Consider the following 19,368-nt stretch of genomic DNA (forward strand, 5'->3'; position numbering starts at 1 on the left):
CCGACAAAACTAGAGCGTTTGGGGCAACTGTTTTTATGGTAAGATATAGCTGTTTACAACTATGCTAAGAAGGGCAGGAACGCTCTGTATGAACAGAAAAATCGGGGTTAGGCTTGTAAAATGTCTGGTTGCGGGTGCAGCGCTGGCTGTGTTGCTGCCGCAGGCTGTGGAGTGGGGCAGCAATGTGTATGCGACGTCGGTTAAGCCGGCTCCATCCGTATCATCGCAGCAGCTTCAGAACAAGCTTTTACAGGCAATGGCTACGCGGAGTGAAACGCTGACCTTTACATATCAAGGGCGAGTGAACGGTCTCAAGCAGCAATTACAGACGGCCATCCAACAGGCCATGGAGAGCGATCCGTATGTAAATTATACGATCAAAAGCTACGCATTCAGCTATACAGGGACAACGACCTCCGCTCAGGTTACGATTCGTCTAAGCTACCGGGAGACGAAGGAACAGACAGCATATGTGGATAGCACAGTTAAAGCGGTGCTGGGGGATATTATTACGAAGGGAATGACGGATCATGAGAAGGTAAAGGCCATTCATGATTGGATCGTCGTTCGCCTGAAGTATGATGAAGCACAGCAAAAGTACACAGCCTATGATGGCCTGAAAACGGGAAGCACGGTCTGTCAGGGTTATTCACTGCTGGCCTATAAAATGCTGGAACGTGCAGGCATTACGAACCGGATTGTGGAAGGAAGAGCAGGGGGCCAGCTGCATGCATGGAATCTGGTTTTATTAGATGGTCGATGGTATCACATGGATACGACATGGGATGATCCAACCCCGGATCGCGCGAACGAGGTAAGCACTTCATATTATCTGCTGACGGATACCGAAATGCGGCGGGATCACTCATGGGTTAAGCCGTATCCTCAAGCGAATACATCGTATCGGGAAACCTTGTCAGCACTGGTAACTGCCGGAGGATCAAAGGCCGCTGTGTATCAAAAACTGTACAATACCCTCGAATATCCGCTGCAAGACGGCAAGGGTCTGGTTAAATCATCCGCCGACATTAAGGAACAGGTACGTAAGATTGTAAATAAGGGAGGGACGACACTTACCTTTGCCTATCAGGGAACGGAGCGAAGTCTCAAGGAGGATTTACAATCCTTATATCAACTCGGTTTGAAATCCATTTCCTATCAGATTACGGATCTAGGAAGTACCGACAATCTTCGTGTAACCCTGAAATGGACTTAATCATCTTGCTGTAAAAAGCTACATTAACAAAGGAGTATTTTATTTATATGCACAAGCGTTCCTTTACCTATTTGCTTGGCACGCAGACCATGTCTAATGCGGCCGACATTCTTTACATTATGGCACTTGTGTCTCTGGTTTTTCATGAAACGGACTCCATCTTCTCTTCGGTGCTCGTTCCGTTGCTGCGAATGGGAGCACAGATGATCAGCGGCTTTTTAGCACCGCTCATTTTGGCCCGATTCCAGCTTCCTTTTATTTTATTCGTTTCTCAGTTCGGACAACTGGTTTTCTTCGCTATTCTGCTGGGCCACTTGTGGTCAGCGGGTACGGAGCCGATATGGGTGATTGTGTTTACGTTGGTGGCAGCCATGTCCTTTCTGGACGGCTGGACCACGCCTGCACGTAATGCGCTGATTCCCCGCCTTGCGTCCGGGGAAGGACTCATGCGGGCAAACAGTCTGGTGTCGGTCAGCGATCAGACGGTGCAATTAGCGGGGTGGGGGCTTAGTGGTGTGCTCGTAGCCATGCTAGGCTCGGAAAAAACACTGCTAGTGGCTGGCGGACTCTATATGGTAGCAATGATCTTCACTAGCTTGATTCGAGATCCACTAGAGGGCAAAGCCCATTATTTGCTGCAACCTGGAACAAGGGTGCGAGGTGGAGATGTTTTGGTTTCCGAAACTGGTACTGAGCCCGGGCAAGGACATCATGACTTGCCTCCTGCACAGTTGGAAGATACACTGTATGGCCCGGAATCAGAGAGCCCTGCACTACCTCCCAAACGTAAAAAGGAAATACTCCGTGAAGGCTGGAGCCTTATCGGAGCCAGTCGCAGACTGAAAGCTCTTATTTTTATGGATATGATTGACCTTCTAGGGGGTTCGGTTTGGGTAGGCGCGTTCACGCTTGCTTTCGCCCAGCAGGTTTTGCACAAGAGCGAGGCATGGTGGGGATACATCAATGCAGCTTATTTTGCAGGAGCGATTGGCGGCGGCATCGTTGTCCTCGCATGCGTCAAGCATTTGCAGCGCAGGCTGCTGCCCGCCATGTTGGCGGGGATGGCAGGTTATGGGCTGCTGACAGCATGGTACGCACTGAACACATTACCGCCGCTGACGCTGCTTATCGTGTTGTTGATGGGACTACCTGCGGAAATGTCTGTCGTATCCCGCCGCACGATGATGCAAATGAGTGTGTCCGTACATGATTTGCCCAAGGTGCTGTCTGCCCAGGCCACACTGACAAGTTTGACCTTTTGTATTTCGCTCCTGTTAATGGGCTGGATTGCAGATCATCTAGGCATCGTTAATTTGTACTTGTTTTCAGCAGTGCTGACGCTGATTGCTGTTATATACGGTGTTTTAAGTCGTCGTGCCTTATCCATGTCTTTGTCAGCTTCATTGGAACCTTCCTCCAAATAAACAGAAAAAGCCCGTCTCCTGGCATATACAGGTGAAAATGCGGATAAATGGTCTTGGACCAGGTTTATCAGCGTGTTTTCCCCTGATATGTGGAGACGGGCTTTTTTTAGTGTTTTCTATTATTTATCCGAAGAAGCATCTGGACTCAAATCACATTCTTTTAACGGAACGATTTTAGTACGTTTGATCCATTTGTAGCCGAGCCACAGCAGAAGGAACAGCGGCACACTCATATACGTAGCGATCATCGTTTTCCAGTCAATCTCCTGTCCGGTGAAGGCATCCGCCCCTTGCCCGATAATGACAATGATACACAGAGCGAAGGCAAACAACGGCCCAAACGGGAACCAGCGGGCTTTGTATGGAAGCTCACTCAGACTGTGGCCCTGTGCAGTAAAGGCACGGCGGAAACGATAATGGCTGACTGCAATCCCGACCCACGTAATAAACCCACACATTCCAGAAGCATTCAGCAGCCAGTTATAGACTACACCGTCTCCATACAGGGAGGCGAGAAAGGCTAGCATACCGACAGCGGTCGTGATCAGCAGAGCGTTCATAGGAATGCCTCGTCTATTGATACGTCCGAGGAAACGCGGGGCTTTACCTTCCCGTGCCAAAGCGTATAGTACCCGAGTTGCCGCGTACATACCCGAGTTACCTGCCGATAATACGGAAGTCAAAATAACGGCGTTCATAACAGAAGCAGCAATCGCAAGCCCTGCTTTTTCAAATACGAGCGTGAACGGGCTGACCCCGATGTCACTGATATCTCCCCGCAGCAGATTTGGATTGGTGTATGGAATGATCAACCCAATCACGAGAATCGCGAGAATATAAAAGAACAGGATGCGCCAAAAGATTTGACGGATGGCGCGCGGTACATTTTCACGCGGATTTTCGCTCTCTCCAGCGGCTACCCCAATCAGCTCCGTTCCCTGAAAGGAAAAGCCGGCTGCCATGAATACGCCCAATACAGCAAAGAATCCGCCATGGAACGGGGCGTCTCCTACCGTGAAGTTGGCAAAGCCGACCGCAGGGCCACCCATAATGCCGAAGATCATCAGCACACCTACGGTCAAAAAGATGACCACGGTCACAATTTTAATCATGGCGAACCAGTATTCAGACTCACCGTAGCCTTTGACTGTCAATGCGTTCAACGCGAAGATTACGGCTAGGAATAATAGACTCCACCAGGCAGAGTGGCTTTCCGGGAACCAATATTTGATGAGCACGGTCGCTGCTGCTAATTCGGCAGCAATCGTTACCGCCCAGTTGTACCAGAAGTTCCAGCCCATGGCGAAACCAAAAGCCGGATCGACGAAGCGACCTGCATAGGTGTTAAAAGAGCCGGATTCAGGCATAAATGTAGCCAACTCACCGAGGCTGGTCATAAGGAAGTAGACCATGAGGCCAACTGCTGCATAAGCCAGCAGCGCACCGCCGGGTCCAGCTTCGGCAACCGCGCCTCCACTGGCAAGGAACAGGCCCGTACCGATAGAGCCGCCGAGGGCGATCATCGTCATATGGCGGGCTTTGAGACTTTTACGCAAGGTTGCGTCAGGTGTTGCTTTGTGTTGCACGTTCAAACACTCCTTCATGAAATTGTATTTCATGTCAGGGCAAGAGCCAGAAGGAGGGGGAGTATATAAATCAAAAAACCGCAGGGAATACGCCTGCGGTTTTGTCTATGCATTCCGCACCATACCTTCTTCTATAACAAGATAGCTCAACACACGTGTCTGTGTTAGGACAGCGTGTGACAGTTCTGCTCCTTTCGGTTAGCAGCCCCAGCATTCGGAGTATTTACAAAGAGTTAACTCCGCATACTTCGGCGGGTGTACCTTTCCACTGGAATCTCAGACGGCTCTTATCGTCTCCTCCGGTGTACTGATTACATCCGCGACCTCTACCTCATCATAAAACAGGGTTGATGAGGTGTATGACATGATATTTTATTGTATAGCGAACTACAGTATATCGTACCTGTACATCTTCTGACAATCGACAATTTTTTGAAAATCACTCGTAGAATCTTAAATTAAGAGTTCCGCTTGGCCATCTGCTGCCAAACTGTGCCCGCGGCTTGTTCTCCTGATTCGATGCGTTCCAGCGCCATTTTAGCCTGCAGACTAACCTCGAATTCGGGATCATCGACAGCCTTCTCCAGCGCATCACGTGCATCCTCGGTTCCAACCTCGTATAAAAAACGTGCCGCCCGCCAGCGCACCAACTTGCTGCTATCCGACAAGGCTCCGATCATTGCGCTGGTAGCGACCGGGTCGCCGATGTCCGACAACGTGTCGCCTGCGGTGCGGCGTACTGCCGCTGAAGGATCGCGCAGCGCCTCGGCTAGCAGATCCATCGCCTCCGGTGAGCGAATATCGCCCAGATAGACGACGCCCAGCCGCCGTAGCTGCATTTTGTCGTCATGCAGCGCTTGCCGGATAAGCGGCAAATGCTCAGGCGTCGGCTCCAGCCGATCCAGCGCAGCGTAGCGTGTGCGCCAATCCTCGTGCTGCAGGGCCTTCTCCAGCTCGGCATCGCTCCACTCGCGGCGTTCCTCTACGAATTCGCTGTTGTTTGCGCCGTGGGCAATCGCCTGTTGGATAATCTGCTCCAGCCGCTCTTGCGGAAAGGCTGCCTCCAATTCCTGCTCGACCTCGCGTGCAATGTCCGGCAGCTCACCGTAGCGGACGCCGTAATCACTCAGCTTGCGTTCCTTGATCAGCGTTGCACTCGCTACACGGGTAACGGCCTGCACGAAGCGGTCGGACAAGGAAATTCGTTCCTCCTGCTGCCCCGCCTTGACTCGAATTTGCATTGGAATACCACGGAAAAATTGCACAAAGACCTGTGCCTCGCCAAATGCTTCTCCAGAGGTTTCCTCTGGCAAATCCCAATTGGCGTCAGCGCCTTCCTCGCCTAGCTGATCCCGGACTTGACCCAGAATGGTGGACCAATCTGCATTCCCTTTGCGGTCAAGGGCTACAAAGTCAGTCGTATGAAACACGCTTTTGACCCCTTCAATGCCCAGCATGCGCCGGATAAATGGGGGAGCGGAACGCTCATTGTCCCGTGTATATGTTCTGCGGATACCCGCTTCCAGTCGCTCATCCAGATGCAGCATCATGGTGTTCGGACTGGGAGTAGGCTCGATAGATGTTATTTTCATAGCTCAGTACAGCCTCCTGTTCAAAAGTTCTCCATATATAGCTTATCTGTATTGTAACTCATTCTGCGAATGTCTCCAAAGATAAGTTCGCGTATACAGGAAAAACACAATGACATATCTCACACTAATTCAGGTAAACACTAAAAAGAAATACTGCTACATTCAATGCAGAAGCAGGGTTAAAACTCGATAGAATGAACCAAACTGTGAATAGGTTACCAAAATGCGCCAATAGATAAGTGAAGGAGGCGTTCCTATGTTCCGCAAGCAGGAAAGAACGCTCATTATTGTATGTATAGTAATTGCGGCCATCATGCTATATGCCGTAATTAAAAGCATAGCTCGCTTGACTCCTTAGTTGGTAATCCAGAGTGATCTGCGATGTTTAAAATGTGAAATGAAGGAGTGAAACCCATTTGTCTTCACTGGACCCTGTATTGCTAAGCCGGATGCTGACCGGAATTACCCTGTTTGTTCATATCGTATTTGCATCCATCGGCGTCGGCGTACCCTTAATGATTGCACTAGCAGAATGGCGCGGGCTGCGAACTGGTGATCCGCATTATACACTGCTGGCCCGACGGTGGGCGCGAGGGTTTGTCATTACCGTTGCCGTGGGTGTCGTTACAGGCACCTCCATTGGTCTGCAACTCAGCTTGCTTTGGCCCACCTTTATGCGTGTGGCTGGACAAGCGATTGCGCTGCCCTTATTTTTGGAGACGTTTGCTTTTTTCATCGAAGCTATATTCTTGGGCATCTACTTGTATACCTGGGATCGGTTTAAAAGCAAATATTTTCACCTGATGCTGCTCATCCCGGTAGCGATTGCCTCGTCTGCCTCAGCGGTTTTTATTACGACTGTGAACTCGTTCATGAACCAACCTCAAGGCTTTACACTCAAAAATGGAGTCATGACAAATATTCATCCCATCGAGGCTATGCTAAATCCGGCTACGCCAACCAAAGTGTCCCATGTATTGGCTTCTTCGTATACATTGAGCGCTGGTGTGCTGATGGGGCTGGCTGCTTACAGCATGCTGCGAGGGCGTAATCACCCTTATTTTAAAAAGGCGCTAAAGCTGACTGCCACCTGTACCATTGTGTTTGCCATCAGCACCGTGATGATCGGAGACGCATCCGGTAAATTTCTGGCCAAATATCAGCCGGAGAAGCTGGCTGCCGCCGAATGGCATTTTGATACGATGACGCACGCGCCCTTTGTATATGGCGGATACATGGATAAAAACGGTGAAATCAAATATGCCTTGAAAGTGCCTTATGCACTTAGTGTGCTGGCTGGTAATTTGCCCAGTACGGAGGTTAAGGGATTAAATGACTATCCGGTGGAGGAGCGTCCGCCGCTGTCTATTCATTATATGTTTGACCTTAAAATCACCACAGGAGTGCTGATTCTCGTCATTCCACTGTTATATCTGATCCGCAAGCGTTTGCCAGGCCGCAAACCATACCCCAGATGGCTGCTGTTGGCGCTCATTCTGGTGGGGCCGATGGCGATGGTAGCTATTGAGCTCGGATGGATGTTTGCGGAGGTCGGTAGACAGCCGTGGATTTTACGCGGATATATGAAGGTCTCCGAAGCAGCGACCACTTCTACGAGTGTCGGGTGGATGCTGGTGTTGTTTGTTATTTTGTATCTGGTGTTGTGTTTCTCGGCCATTAAGGTACTCAGCAAGCTATTCCGCAATAAGGATGCAGTGGAAGAGATAAGGCAGCTGGGCCTGGAAGGGGCTGAAGGCAAGTGAGCTATGAAATTGTAGGTATCGCCATTTTGTGGACGTTCCTGTTCGGATATTTGCTTGTGGCATCCATTGATTTTGGTGCAGGGTTTTTCAGCTTTTACAGTGTGTTAACAGGCCACCAGAACAAAATCCACAATATCATTCAACGGTATCTATCCCCAGTGTGGGAGGTAACAAACGTATTTCTCATCTTTTTTGTGGTGGGATTAAACGGGTTCTTCCCGGATGCAGCATATTACTATGGTACGGCGTTACTCGTTCCCGGCAGTATTGCGATTGTGCTTCTTGCCATCCGGGGAGTGTACTATGCATACAATACGTATGGGCATTCCGGTAAAAATAATATCGTCTACATGGCGTTGTACGGTGCGACAGGGTTGCTGATTCCGGCGGCACTGTCCACAGTTCTCGCTATTTCGGAGGGCGGCATTATTATAGAAAACAGTACAGGTGTACACCTGCAATGGGGTCAGCTATTAAGTAATCCCTACACGTGGGCGGTTATTATTCTGGCGCTGGTGAGCGTGCTGTATATCTCGGCGATGTTTTTGGCCTATTATGCCAAAAGGGCGGGAGACAAGGTCGCTTTTGAAATTGTACGGGGATATGCGCTGCTTTGGAGCGGTCCAACGATTGTTGCGAGTCTGCTCGCATTTTTTCAGATTAACAAACAAAATCCAGATCATTTTACCAATATGCTGAACATAGCCTGGATGTTTGTTGCATCCTTCATATGCTTTGCAGGAGCAGTTTATCTGGTATGGCAGCGGCGGCATCTGGGGGTTTCATTCATATTGGTGATGCTGCAATTTGCATTTGCCTGGTATGGCTACGGCCGCTCGCATCTCCCGTATGTTCTGTATCCCTACATTAATGTCTACGACAGCTTTACAAATTCTACGATGGCGTATGCGTTGATTACGGCGTTTGTTGCGGGTCTGCTGGTGCTGATCCCTTCGCTGATCCTGATATTAAGATTGTTTCTGTTCGATGCAAAATATGTGCGCGGACATGAAGGGAAGAAAGGGTGAGTTAGAGTGGCTGCTTTCGAGCATTTTACGATTATGTACGAGTCACCTATCATTATTGTCGTGGCGATAGCGTTTTTGTTTATTTATTCGGCACGCTTTAAAAATCCACAGGACTGACAACTACAGGTAGAACAGGCCTTCCTGATTGATACGGGAGGTCTGTTTTTGCTGTATTATCGCAGAATTTCCTTTACAGACGTGATTGAATTATACTTTACATATATCAGGATGTTGTATCATTTTATGTTCACACTCGAGTGACAATATATAGTTAAATTGAACCGCTGTGTTTTTTGGAGAACGGGTTCATCAGGGAGGGAGCTGCATCATGCCCAAAGTACGTTTTAACAATATGGATCATGTAAATACCGATAAAACAATCAAGCAATTCAGACAATGGCGGCAGGAGCGACGCAGCAAAATAAAGGATTATACGTTCGTCGTGCCAAACCATCCCCCGGAGCTGGAATTTCTGCATAGCAATCGGGAGATGGCGACAGCCACCTGGGTGGGACACTCCACCTTTATCATCCAGTATCTTGGGCTGAATATCGTCACCGATCCGGTATGGGCAGAGCGTATGGCTTTTGATAAAAGGTTGGCTCCGCCCGGCATTCGTATTCAGGATGTACCACCACTGGACATCATTCTGCTGTCTCATTCCCATTATGATCATTTACATTTAGAATCGTTGCGGAAATTATATCGTGCAGATACGCTGATGCTCGTACCCACGGGATTAAAGTCGAAAATGATCCGCAAAGGTTTTCGTAACTGTCATGAGCTGCAATGGTGGGAGCATTTTACGGTAGGAGGGGTTCGATTCACGTTTGTTCCAGCCCAGCATTGGACACGACGCACGCCGTTTGATACGAACACTTCGCATTGGGGTGGATACGTTCTGCAAAATGAGCAGCAGGTGATTGGCTCTGCCACGTCCGTCACGGAATCCCATCCTCATTCGAATACAGACTCAAAGGATGCACCAACGTTGTATTTTGTGGGAGACACCGGATATTTTCGTGGGTTTAAGGAGATTGGCGAGCGCTTTGCCATTGACCTGACCTTTATGCCGATTGGTGCGTATGAACCGGAATGGTTCATGACCTCGCAGCATGTGACACCGGAGGAGGCATTGCAAGGGTTTGTAGATTGTGGCGCAGATCAGATGATTCCGATGCACTACGGAGCCTTCAAGCTGGCGGATGATACGCCAAGAGAGGCGCTGGATCGGATCGAAGCGGAGCGTGAGCGTATGGGTATTGCGAAGGAACGCATTCATGTTCTTGGGCACGGAGAGACGCTGAAAATTGGACGTCGCTGCTCAACTACAATCTGAGGAATTCGACATAATCCTTATAACAAAAAGCGGCTCGGCGGACAATTAATTTTGCCTGCCGAGCCGCTTTTTTTGGTTTTTAGCTATAATGCAGGATTAAACTGCTTCGGAATCACTTGCCAAAGAGGAATCGCTGTTGGCGATGGGATGACGAACGATTTTAACTTCATAGAACGTGATTTTATTTTCAATAATATAGTCTGGAATTTGACGATGGCTATGGGATTCGCGGAATGCTTCGCTTTTCGTCCAGCCTTGGAAGTTCTCTTTTTCTTTCCAGCGTGTACTGATGGTTACTTCCTCATAATCTTTCGTGTTTTCAGTCAGCAGTACTTCCAGACCGAGAAAGCCCTCCATTTTTTCAACTTTTCCTTCTTTGTTAAATCTTTCGATGAGTAAATGTGCATTGCCCGGTGTGATTTTAGATGTATTTGTAACGATAACCATATTAAATTCCTCCTGAATGATGTGGTATGGTCGGTATAATAACCGGATAGCCATCCTCAAATTTGATGGTAGCGTTCATTTCATAAATGTCGCGAAGAAAAGCAGACGTCAAAATCTCACGGGGTTCGCCGGCAACGGCGATTCGTCCCTTTTTAAGTGCAATCATATGATGACAATAGGCCGCAGCTTGCTGCAAATCATGCAGTACCATAACAATCGTCAAGCCGGACTCGTGATTGATACGCCGCAGCATATCCATAACTTCAAATTGGTGGGCGATATCCAGAAAAGTGGTCGGTTCATCGAGCAAAAGAATACCTGTTTGTTGGGCCAAAGCCATTGCAATTCGCGCTTTTTGTTGTTCACCTCCTGATAGAGTATGGAACATTCGATCTGCATAGGGCTGGATGCCCGTGATCTTCATGACATGGTCCACGATTTGCTGGTCTTGTCCAGTATGGCGTACCCTCAAGCCTTTGGCATGAGGAGATCTCCCGTAAGCGACCAGCTCGCGGACCGTCAATAACGGCAGCATATCCTTCATTTGCGGTAGCATTGTAATCGACTGGGCAAAATCACGCCGCTTGTATTCCTGCACGGGTTTGCCCAGCACAGAAACCTGACCCTGATCCTGCTTGAGCAACCGGGTCATAATCCGCAAAAGCGTGGACTTGCCTGAACCGTTCGGTCCGACGATCGCTGTGAGCTGACCAGCGGGCAAGGTGATATTCACATCGTCCAGCTTGAAATACCCACGTTGTAAGGAGATATGCTCCCCCTGAATGGCTGTCATCCGAAACTCCCCCGTTTCTTGAGCAGGATTAAGAAGAACGGTGCCCCGATGACGGCCAACAAAATACCTACAGGCAGTTCAATCGGGTCAAACCAGGATCGTGCCACCGTATCTGCCAGGACAACCAGCGTTCCACCGCCTACAATGGAAATGGGGAGGAGGAAACGATAATCTTCCCCGATTAGCAGCCGTATGACATGGGGAACGACCAGCCCTACAAAGCCGATTAGTCCGGCTACACTGACCGCTGTACCGGCGAGCAGGGCAGACAGCAGGATAATGAGCATACGTTGAAGCTCTACTCGCTGACCAAGCAGCTGTGCTGAATCGTCGCCCAGCAGCAGTAAATTAGCAGGTTTAATTGCAAAGAAAGAGGCGATTAATCCAATGATGGCGTAAGGCGCCATAAACTCTAGATGATGCCAGCTTCTTCCGTTTAATCCGCCGGATAGCCAAGGAAGAACGGCCTGTACGCGGTCGCTGTACATGACCATTACGCCGTTGGTGAGTGCGCCCAGCAGCGCGTTGATCGCAACGCCAGCGAGCACAATTTTGACAGGCGATGCCCCTCGGTCCCAAGCCAGCAGATAAATGACGATTGCGCTCAGAAAGGCTCCCAAAAAGGCGGTTATCGGAAGAAGGTAGCTGAGCTGTGGAAGCATCACCATCGTAATGACGGCGGCAAGTCCACCTCCAGCCGATACACCAATAATGCCAGGGTCAGCCAATGGATTTTTCATCACACCTTGAAGAAGTGCTCCGGAAGCTGCAAGACAAGCTCCCACCAGTAAACCTACTAATACTCTAGGTAGACGGAGATCCATCAGGATCGTGCGATAGGTAGATTCATCATTATGTAGCAAAACATGATAGATTTCTTGAAGTGGAATCGACACCGAACCGTAGGCCAGACCGTACACAGAGACGGCCAGCAGTAGAATCGGAAGGGTAATCCAGGCGATGGTGCGTCTTCTGGCGCGCTGTAGTTTGTTCATCTCCATCGCCTATTTCGCCGGATACAGCTTTTGATGTATCAAATCCAGCGCTTTAGTGACACGTGTGCCCGGATTCGTACCGAACAGATCTGAAGGTAAAACCTCGACCTGATTGTTTTTGACTGCTCGGATTCCGTTCCAGGCTGCATTTTCCTGCATTTCCTTTATAAATGCGGCCTTAACATCTTCCGTATTGCCATGGGTCATGATGAAGATGTAGTCAGGGTCAGCCTGTATGATGCGTTCTGTGTTCAGCTGCGCATATTGCGGGAAATTTTGCAGGCCCGGAAAATCAGCGGCGATGTTCGAGCCACCCGCAGCTTCCAGAATGTTTCCACTTAGTGAATTTGGCAGTGCCGCCATATACGTAGCCGGGGCTCCGTAGACCAGCAACACCTTCGGTTTAGAGGCAGAAGCGGTTTCCTTTTGCAGCTTAGCTACTTGTTGGTCAATTTGCTGATTTAGCTTCACGGCCTGAGCCTGCTTTTGCATTAATTGTCCGAACAGCGTAATTTGCGACTGAATATCGTGAACTGAATTGGCTCCCGTCAGCAGCAGCTGTGAACCGACTCCTTCAATGGCTGGGATGTCTTTTTCATTCATAGGATAGTTGCCTAGTACGACATCCGGTTTGAGCATCGTAATTTTCTCCAGATCTACTTCATGAGTGGAGCCTATTTGCTGAACGTTTTCAGCAGCAGGTACGACGGAAGGTCCATTGGAGTTGGGTCTGCCCACGGCTGTCCCGCCTAATGCGTAAATAATATCCAGATCGCCATTGCTGAGCGCAACGATATGTTGAGGGACCTTTTGAAAGGCCAACGTCCGTTTTGAGAAATCAGTAACTTGAATCGTCGCGCCACTTCTCGTGCTTGAAGCGGTAGATACGGAAGCACTGGCTGGTTTGTGATCTGCGGTCGAGGTACCATTACTGCATCCGGTAACTGTTAATAAAAGCGCTGCGGATGACCACAACACATAAGATTTCATGTTATTCCTCCTGCAATTTTCAAGTTAAACAATAATGATAATCATTTTCATTTATGTATAAGAGAATGATAATGAATATCACTGAGGATTGTCAATTGAAAAAAGCAAATTTTTAAATAAATTTTGAACTAAAAATAAAAGAGAGTAATTCGAATTATAGAAGAAGGAACTACAAATTTTTATTAAAAAATAGCATATATCAAGGGATTACGTACACACAAATACATATTGACATTTTCGAAAAGTGTAAGATATATTGGTGATGGGTTTACTTGATTTTGCGAAATTATGGAATAGAGAGGTGGGGAGACAAGCTCGAAAAGAGCTATTTTTTTTAAACTATCAATTGAGAATGATAATCAATTAGTTTATTCTCGTGGGGAGGGACTGCTGTCAAAATGAAGAAGGGGTATTCTGCAATTATTGCTGTGTTTCTGCTGGTGAGTGTGCTGAGCTTTTGGCCAACTTCGTCATCTGTAGGAGCCGCTGCGGCTTCTCCAAAATTGGCGGATGGTACATACACGCTCAAATACAATATCCTCAAGGCAGAAAATGATTCGGTGTCCATGGCTAATGATTATTTTGAAAAACCAGCTAAGTTGTATGTAAAAAAAGGTCAAATGACCATGCAAATTAAGCTGAATCATAGCGAATGGACAACTGGGTTTAAAGTAGATTACAAAGGCAAAATCATCGATACAAAGGTTATCCATAAGGATGCCAAAACCGATACCCGCACCGTACAATTTCCAGTTACGAGTGTGAACAGCCCGTTAATCTCTAAAATCCATGTTACTGTCCCTGCGTATAACTACGATCATGACTATACGATCCGCTTCGCTTTTGATTCCAAAAGCCTCAAAAAAATAGCAGCCGTCCAGTCAGCGAAATCAACTAAATCTTCCAAGAAGTAAATTCAAGCCATCTTTATCGTTCATAAAATCAACACAAATTGAAGCATAAAAAATGGAGGAGTGTGTGTAGATATGAATATGGTAATGAATCGCTTTGAGCAATTTTCTTTTAAGAAGGTATTTGTAGCATTGATCATGACAGCTCTTGTTTTTGCACTCGTTGCTCCATTCTCAGCTAAAGCGGCAGCAGCCGACGGCACGTATAACGTAGACTATACCGTTCTGAAGGATCAAACCAATGAAACTTCTCGATTGGATAGCTACCTGACGAAGCCTGCTCAGGTTACGGTAGCTAATGGCAAAAATGTCGTTCGTCTGACTGTGAAAAGCAGCAATCTGATTACAACGTTCAAAGTAGAGCAAAATGGCGTATTGCAAGATGCGACTGTGGTAAGCACAGATACTGCGAACAACACTCGTGTAGTGGAATTCGAAGTTGCTGATCTGAATGCAAAAGTGAATGCTTACGCTGAAATCACAATTCCAGTAATCGGCTACACAGGCAAGTACGATGTACAACTGCAATTCGACGAAATCTAATCCAAAATAAAACTAAAAGGAGATTAAGAACATGAACATGATTATGAATCGTATGGAAAAATTGTCTTTGAAAAAAGTAATGCTTACTGTACTGATGGCAGCGCTTGTTTTTGTGGTACTAGCTCCATTTTCTTCCAATAAAGCGAACGCAGCTTTGCCTAATGGAACGTATCAATTGCCTTATACCGTTTATAAAGATGGAACGACTCAGCCATCTTACATGGATACAAATGGTTATGTGAAAAAACCAGCCACACTGATTGTTACGAATGGTCAATATAAAGTGAGAGTAGCTATTACCAAAAGTGCTTGGGTTACTGAATTCAAAACTCAACAAAACGGTCAGTATGTGAATGCGACTGTAGTAAGCACATCAGGGGATACAAGAATAGTCGAATTCCCTGTAACTAGCCCGTCTCAAAAATTGAACGTTAAACTGCATGTAAGTGTGCCTGCAGAATACACGGGTGGTATTCCGTACGATCACGACTATGTTGTTCAATTCCAATTCGACGACAGCGATATCTAAGACTTCTTTTTGAAAATATAATTTTAAATTGAATACTCATTTGGAGCTTAGTTTCAAAGCTCCAAATGAGTATATTTTAAGTAGGGGGATACATCATCTTGAAAAGCCGATTTAACAAATTTATAACGACATTTGCTGCTATTCTAATGTTGTTTTCTTTATTTTCACCATATGTAGGAGCAACACCTGAGGGTGAGTCCACTTCGTCGAATTTGCCCGATTTAAGCACTACAGTCACTAGTGCTACTTATGCTACTTATGAGATTCCGGTAGAAGTGCCCAGCACATATGCTGAGCCTACCAATGCTGTGACCACTACTGATGCGACCTATGCAGATGGAGAATACCTGATCGATTACAAACCTTTAAGAAAGACAGTCAGCGGTAGCACTAGGGATTCAAGCTTCAAAACAAACTATACCTATCCTGGAGATTTGATCATTAAGAATGGAAAATACCATTTTTCATTTAAGTTTGCGGAATCTCAAGGTCTTTCGAAATTTTTAGTTGAACAAAACGGGGAAACAGTTCCCGCAAAAATAGAGGTGGATTCTGGGAAAACTTCCGGGACTGTAAGCTTCGATGTTTATGATTTCCATCAAAATGTAAATACGGAGTTTGGATTTAATAGCAGTTCTCCATGGTATGTAGATACTGATCCAGACCGTTCAGTGAAGGAATGGATTGAGTTTGATCCTTCCAGTTTGAGACTTAAAAACTCAACGGAGAATCCAACGGTTCCACCTGTAACACCACCGGTAACGCCTCCTAATACAGGAGAGAAACTCGCTGATTTGGACTTTACCCTTTTGAAAGATGAAAGCAATGAAAAGTCAATGATGGATGGGTATACGGAGAAACCAGGCTCTCTAATTGAGCGTGGTGGTAAACGATATGTCCAATTTATATTAAAGAACAGTAAGCAGATTGATGGTTTCAAGGTAGAGCAAAATGGAGTGTTAACCGACACCTCTGTTGTAAGTGAAGATCAAACTGCGAATACACGAATGATCGAGTTTGAAGTAAAAGAACTGCCTGCCAAGCTGAACGCATGGGTAAGCATCAACTGGCCTGAGCTGGGCTACGTGAATACTTATAATGTAGATCTTCAGTTGGCCTCTGTACCCGTACCATCAGATTTGGCGGATGGAACGTACTCGATTAACTTTAACGCGCTGCATGCCACAAAAGATCAAGCGTCAGCCATGGCACAATATCTGTTGTCTCCAGCGACTTTGACGGTATCGAAAGGGCAAAAAGAAGTCTCCTTTACCATTAAAGATAGCACCACAGTAACGGAGTTCAAAACAGAACAAAACGGAACGTTAACGGATGCGGATATTGTAAGTGAGGACAAGGCCGCCAATACGCGTGTTGTGAAATTTAAAGTAGCGGATTTGGACGCGATTTTAAATGCACAAGTACATGTGAGCACGACCTATCCAGGTGGGGTTTATGAGATGGATCATAAGCTTCGTCTGCAATTTGATAAGAATAGTATTACAGGAAATGGAACCTCTCCAGAAACAAGTTCCAATCTGGATTTCACCCTTTTAAAGGATGGAACCAATGAAAAGTCAATGATGGATGGTTATACAGAGAAACCAGGCGCTTTGATTGAACGTAATGGCAAGAAGTATGTACGTTTTACATTGAAAAACAGTAAGCAAATTGATGGCTTTAAAGTAGAACAAAACGAAGTTTTGACCAATACGGCCGTAGTAAGCGAAAATCAAACGGCGAATACACGTGTTATCGAGTTTGAGGTTAAAGAAGTGCCTGCCAAGCTGAACGCATGGGTAAGCATCAACTGGCCTGAGTTAAATTATGTGGAAACATATAATGTCGATCTCCAATTAGGAACGGCAACATCCCCGGTTGATCCTGGGACGCCAGGTACGCCAGGAAAGGTTTTAGCTGATGGAACGTATGCAATCCATTTCGATGCATTGCACGCAACAAAGGATCAAAAATCGGCAATGGCGCAATATTTATTATCTCCAGCGACACTGACGGCATTGAAAGGCAAGTATGAAGCCTCCTTTACCATCAAAGACAGCGCCACAGTGACGGAGTTCAAAACAGAACAAAACGGAACGTTGACAGATGCAGATATCGTAAGTGAGGACAAGAATGCTAATACACGTGTTGTGAAATTCAAAGTAGCGGATTTGGACGCGATTTTAAATGCACAAGTACACGTGAGCACGACCTACCCGGGTGGAGTTTATGAGATGGATCATAAGCTTCGTCTGCAATTTGACCGCAGCAGCATTGCGGTAAAAGGAACAGACGGCGGCACAACTCCCGTAACTGAAAACGGCAGATACAGCATTGATTTCTCCGTCCTCAAAAATGGAAGCAATGAAATATCTGTGATGGATGGCTATATGCAAAAACCAGCCACGCTACTAAAACAGTCCGGTAAAAATGTGATTCAGATCAAAATGGACAAGAGCAGCTGGATCAAAACCTTTAAAGTAAATGGTGCAGAAGCTCCGGTGGTTGAGCAATCGACCTCCGCAGATACACGAACAGTACAATTTGAAGTGCCAAATCTCTCGGATAAAGTGACAGTGAATACACATGTCATCGTACCTGGATTGGATTTGGGTGGCATCCCATATGATCACGTATATGATGTGCAATTTCAATTCGAGCCTGCTACTATTCGCAGCTTTGTCGAGCCTTCCTCTACAGGAGCTACAGATCCTATCGTCAAATTAGATTTTGACAAGCTTGTCAATGGCAAATATGCTTTGAAATTCAGTATCGTATTGTCAGATGGCTCAACAGCAGTGGATTCTCCGGTTCAACGCTTCATCACTGACGAATCGGCGCAATTGGTCGTGGAAGGCGACAAACGGTTTGTAGGTCTGAAGCTGCAAAACAGTAATGAAGTGAAGGCGTTGCGCGTTTGGGACAACGCAAGCGGAGACTACCGAGATGCAGAAGTGACCCAGGAAGATGCAGCAAGCAATACGAAGCACGTTCGTTTTAGCGTAAATGACTTTAAAAACAATGTGAAAGGGCAACTAGTTGTCTATGAAGCCCCTAAAGTGGCAAGTGCCACTCCGATGGTCTTTAAGACTGAGGATCGGGTAGAGAAGGTATACGATTTTGAATTTAAATTCGATACCAGTAATGTATCTTATCACAACCAAACCAAAGCAGAAGAAGTAGAGCAGGGGAAAAATAACTTAGCCGATGGAGAGTACACTGCGAACTTCCGTGTGCTTGCAAACGGAACGGATAAAGATTCTTTGGTGGCTCCTTTTGTACAAAATCTAGCGAAATTGATTGTGAAAGATGGTAAAGTTCAGGCCCATGTAACCGTTACGGACAACCAGGCTTTGAAGCTATTCCAAACGGACTTTGAAGGCCGCTATGCTAATCCAACGATTGTGGCTTCCGACACAAAAGGTGACACGCACACTATTGCGTTCGAAGTGCCTGATCTGGATAAAAAGTTGAGTGTGTACACACAGGTATATCTGCCTGAGAAATACATTCTAAATGAGAAATTCGGCGGACAGATTCAATTTGACCGTGCATCGCTTAAAGGTGAGGGAGTCAATGCAGCTACAACTGCAACCGCAACTGAACCAACAGCAGCTTCTACGGACAAGGCAGCAGAAACAACTGCATCTGTGGCTGAAACAAAACCAGCAGTTGAGCAACCGGTTCAAACGGCTTCCGAGAAGCAATACACGATTAATTACAACGTATTTAAAGATAAAACGAGTGAAGCTTCCGTTATGGACGGTTATCTCGACAAGCCAGCTACACTGATTGAAAAGGGAGACAAGCGCTATATTCAAATTACTTTGAAAAATAGCTCCTGGATGCCAGCTCTCCAAGTAGAGCAAAACGGTACCCTGAAAGATGTGGAAGTAATCTCGACATCCGGCGATACACGTGTCGTTCAATTCGAGGTAGGGGATTTGTCTCAGAAAATGGGTGCTTACACACACGTCATTGTGCCTGGTTTGGTCCTTGGCGGAGTGCCGTATGATCACTGGTATACAGTTCAGTTCCAATTTGATGAAGAAAGCCTAAAAGCGAAGTAGCCTCAGGTTGTGATAATCAATGTAGTCTGAATAACAGCAAAGTTTGTATGCGAGCAAGTCTTGGTGCCCCGGCATCAAGACTTGTCAGCATTTACATACCCGAAAAGTTGGGGCTCCTACTGTTTTTCTATATTTTAAATTG

16 protein-coding genes and 1 riboswitch are annotated in these 19,368 nt (G+C 46.7%); of the genes, 10 read left to right on the forward strand and 6 right to left on the reverse strand.

All coding sequences use genetic code 11. The features are described from left to right. The first annotated feature begins 88 nt into the window (after positions 1 to 88). Entirely contained in the window at positions 89 to 1,216 is a 1,128-nt protein-coding gene (locus WA407_RS20430; RefSeq protein WP_336078262.1) for a transglutaminase domain-containing protein, read from the forward strand. A gap of 47 nt (positions 1,217 to 1,263) precedes the next feature. Beyond that, complete coding sequence (locus WA407_RS20435) at positions 1,264 to 2,640, forward strand: MFS transporter (RefSeq protein ID WP_336078263.1); 1,377 nt, start codon at positions 1,264 to 1,266, stop codon at positions 2,638 to 2,640. A gap of 119 nt (positions 2,641 to 2,759) precedes the next feature. On the opposite strand, the gene WA407_RS20440 is transcribed toward WA407_RS20435, so the two are convergent. Continuing rightward, positions 2,760 to 4,226 (reverse strand): amino acid permease, encoded by a 1,467-nt coding sequence (locus tag WA407_RS20440; RefSeq protein ID WP_069290395.1) that lies wholly within the window; start codon positions 4,224 to 4,226, stop codon positions 2,760 to 2,762. Positions 4,227 to 4,360: 134 nt separating this feature from the next. After that, positions 4,361 to 4,563: riboswitch (Lysine riboswitch) on the reverse strand. A 121-nt stretch (positions 4,564 to 4,684) separates the two neighbouring features. Continuing rightward, positions 4,685 to 5,818, reverse strand: coding sequence for a virulence factor (locus WA407_RS20445; protein ID WP_069290394.1), 1,134 nt, complete (start codon positions 5,816 to 5,818; stop codon positions 4,685 to 4,687). 416 nt (positions 5,819 to 6,234) lie between these two features. On the opposite strand from WA407_RS20445, the gene WA407_RS20450 reads away from it, so the two are divergent. From WA407_RS20450 to WA407_RS20460, 4 genes are all read left to right on the forward strand, one after another. After that, positions 6,235 to 7,581, forward strand: a complete 1,347-nt coding sequence (locus WA407_RS20450; protein WP_061831486.1) for a cytochrome ubiquinol oxidase subunit I — start codon at positions 6,235 to 6,237, stop codon at positions 7,579 to 7,581. Next, complete coding sequence (locus WA407_RS20455; protein WP_069290393.1) at positions 7,578 to 8,609, forward strand: cytochrome d ubiquinol oxidase subunit II; 1,032 nt, start codon at positions 7,578 to 7,580, stop codon at positions 8,607 to 8,609. Before WA407_RS20450 ends, WA407_RS20455 begins: the two co-directional genes overlap by 4 nt. 6 nt (positions 8,610 to 8,615) lie before the next feature. Next, the gene (gene cydS, locus WA407_RS26785) at positions 8,616 to 8,726 is read left to right on the forward strand and encodes a cytochrome bd oxidase small subunit CydS (RefSeq protein WP_414126406.1); all 111 of its coding nucleotides are present in this window, start codon (positions 8,616 to 8,618) and stop codon (positions 8,724 to 8,726) included. Positions 8,727 to 8,937: 211 nt separating this feature from the next. After that, a complete protein-coding gene (locus WA407_RS20460; protein WP_336078264.1) occupies positions 8,938 to 9,948 on the forward strand; it encodes an MBL fold metallo-hydrolase in 1,011 nt (336 codons plus the stop codon). A 96-nt stretch (positions 9,949 to 10,044) separates the two neighbouring features. On the opposite strand, the gene isdG is transcribed toward WA407_RS20460, so the two are convergent. From isdG to WA407_RS20480, 4 genes are read right to left on the reverse strand one after another with little or no spacing between them, the layout of a single operon-like run. After that, positions 10,045 to 10,395, reverse strand: coding sequence for a heme oxygenase (gene isdG, locus WA407_RS20465; protein WP_061831483.1), 351 nt, complete (start codon positions 10,393 to 10,395; stop codon positions 10,045 to 10,047). A 1-nt stretch (position 10,396) separates the two neighbouring features. Continuing rightward, entirely contained in the window at positions 10,397 to 11,188 is a 792-nt protein-coding gene (locus WA407_RS20470) for an ABC transporter ATP-binding protein (protein WP_336078265.1), read from the reverse strand. Next, on the reverse strand, positions 11,185 to 12,183 hold the full coding sequence (locus WA407_RS20475; RefSeq protein ID WP_235309944.1) for a FecCD family ABC transporter permease: 999 nt from the start codon (positions 12,181 to 12,183) through the stop codon (positions 11,185 to 11,187). Before WA407_RS20475 ends, WA407_RS20470 begins: the two co-directional genes overlap by 4 nt. Before the next feature lie 9 nt (positions 12,184 to 12,192). Further along, on the reverse strand, positions 12,193 to 13,173 hold the full coding sequence (locus tag WA407_RS20480) for an ABC transporter substrate-binding protein (RefSeq protein ID WP_336078266.1): 981 nt from the start codon (positions 13,171 to 13,173) through the stop codon (positions 12,193 to 12,195). 398 nt (positions 13,174 to 13,571) lie between these two features. Between WA407_RS20480 and isdC the strand changes: the two genes are divergently transcribed. The 4 genes from isdC to WA407_RS20500 all read left to right on the forward strand — a co-directional run bounded on the left by isdC (position 13,572) and on the right by WA407_RS20500 (position 19,226). Then, positions 13,572 to 14,087 (forward strand): heme uptake protein IsdC, encoded by a 516-nt coding sequence (isdC, locus tag WA407_RS20485; RefSeq protein ID WP_235309946.1) that lies wholly within the window; start codon positions 13,572 to 13,574, stop codon positions 14,085 to 14,087. 72 nt (positions 14,088 to 14,159) lie between these two features. Then, entirely contained in the window at positions 14,160 to 14,627 is a 468-nt protein-coding gene (locus WA407_RS20490; RefSeq protein ID WP_025718712.1) for an NEAT domain-containing protein, read from the forward strand. A 31-nt stretch (positions 14,628 to 14,658) separates the two neighbouring features. After that, positions 14,659 to 15,156, forward strand: a complete 498-nt coding sequence (locus WA407_RS20495) for an NEAT domain-containing protein (RefSeq protein WP_071642952.1) — start codon at positions 14,659 to 14,661, stop codon at positions 15,154 to 15,156. A gap of 98 nt (positions 15,157 to 15,254) precedes the next feature. Next, positions 15,255 to 19,226, forward strand: coding sequence for an NEAT domain-containing protein (locus WA407_RS20500; protein WP_336078267.1), 3,972 nt, complete (start codon positions 15,255 to 15,257; stop codon positions 19,224 to 19,226). The last annotated feature ends 142 nt before the right edge of the window (positions 19,227 to 19,368 follow it).

This window comes from Paenibacillus sp. 203 (assembly GCF_037027525.1).
Taxonomy (GTDB): Bacteria; Bacillota; Bacilli; order Paenibacillales; family Paenibacillaceae; genus Paenibacillus; species Paenibacillus polymyxa_B.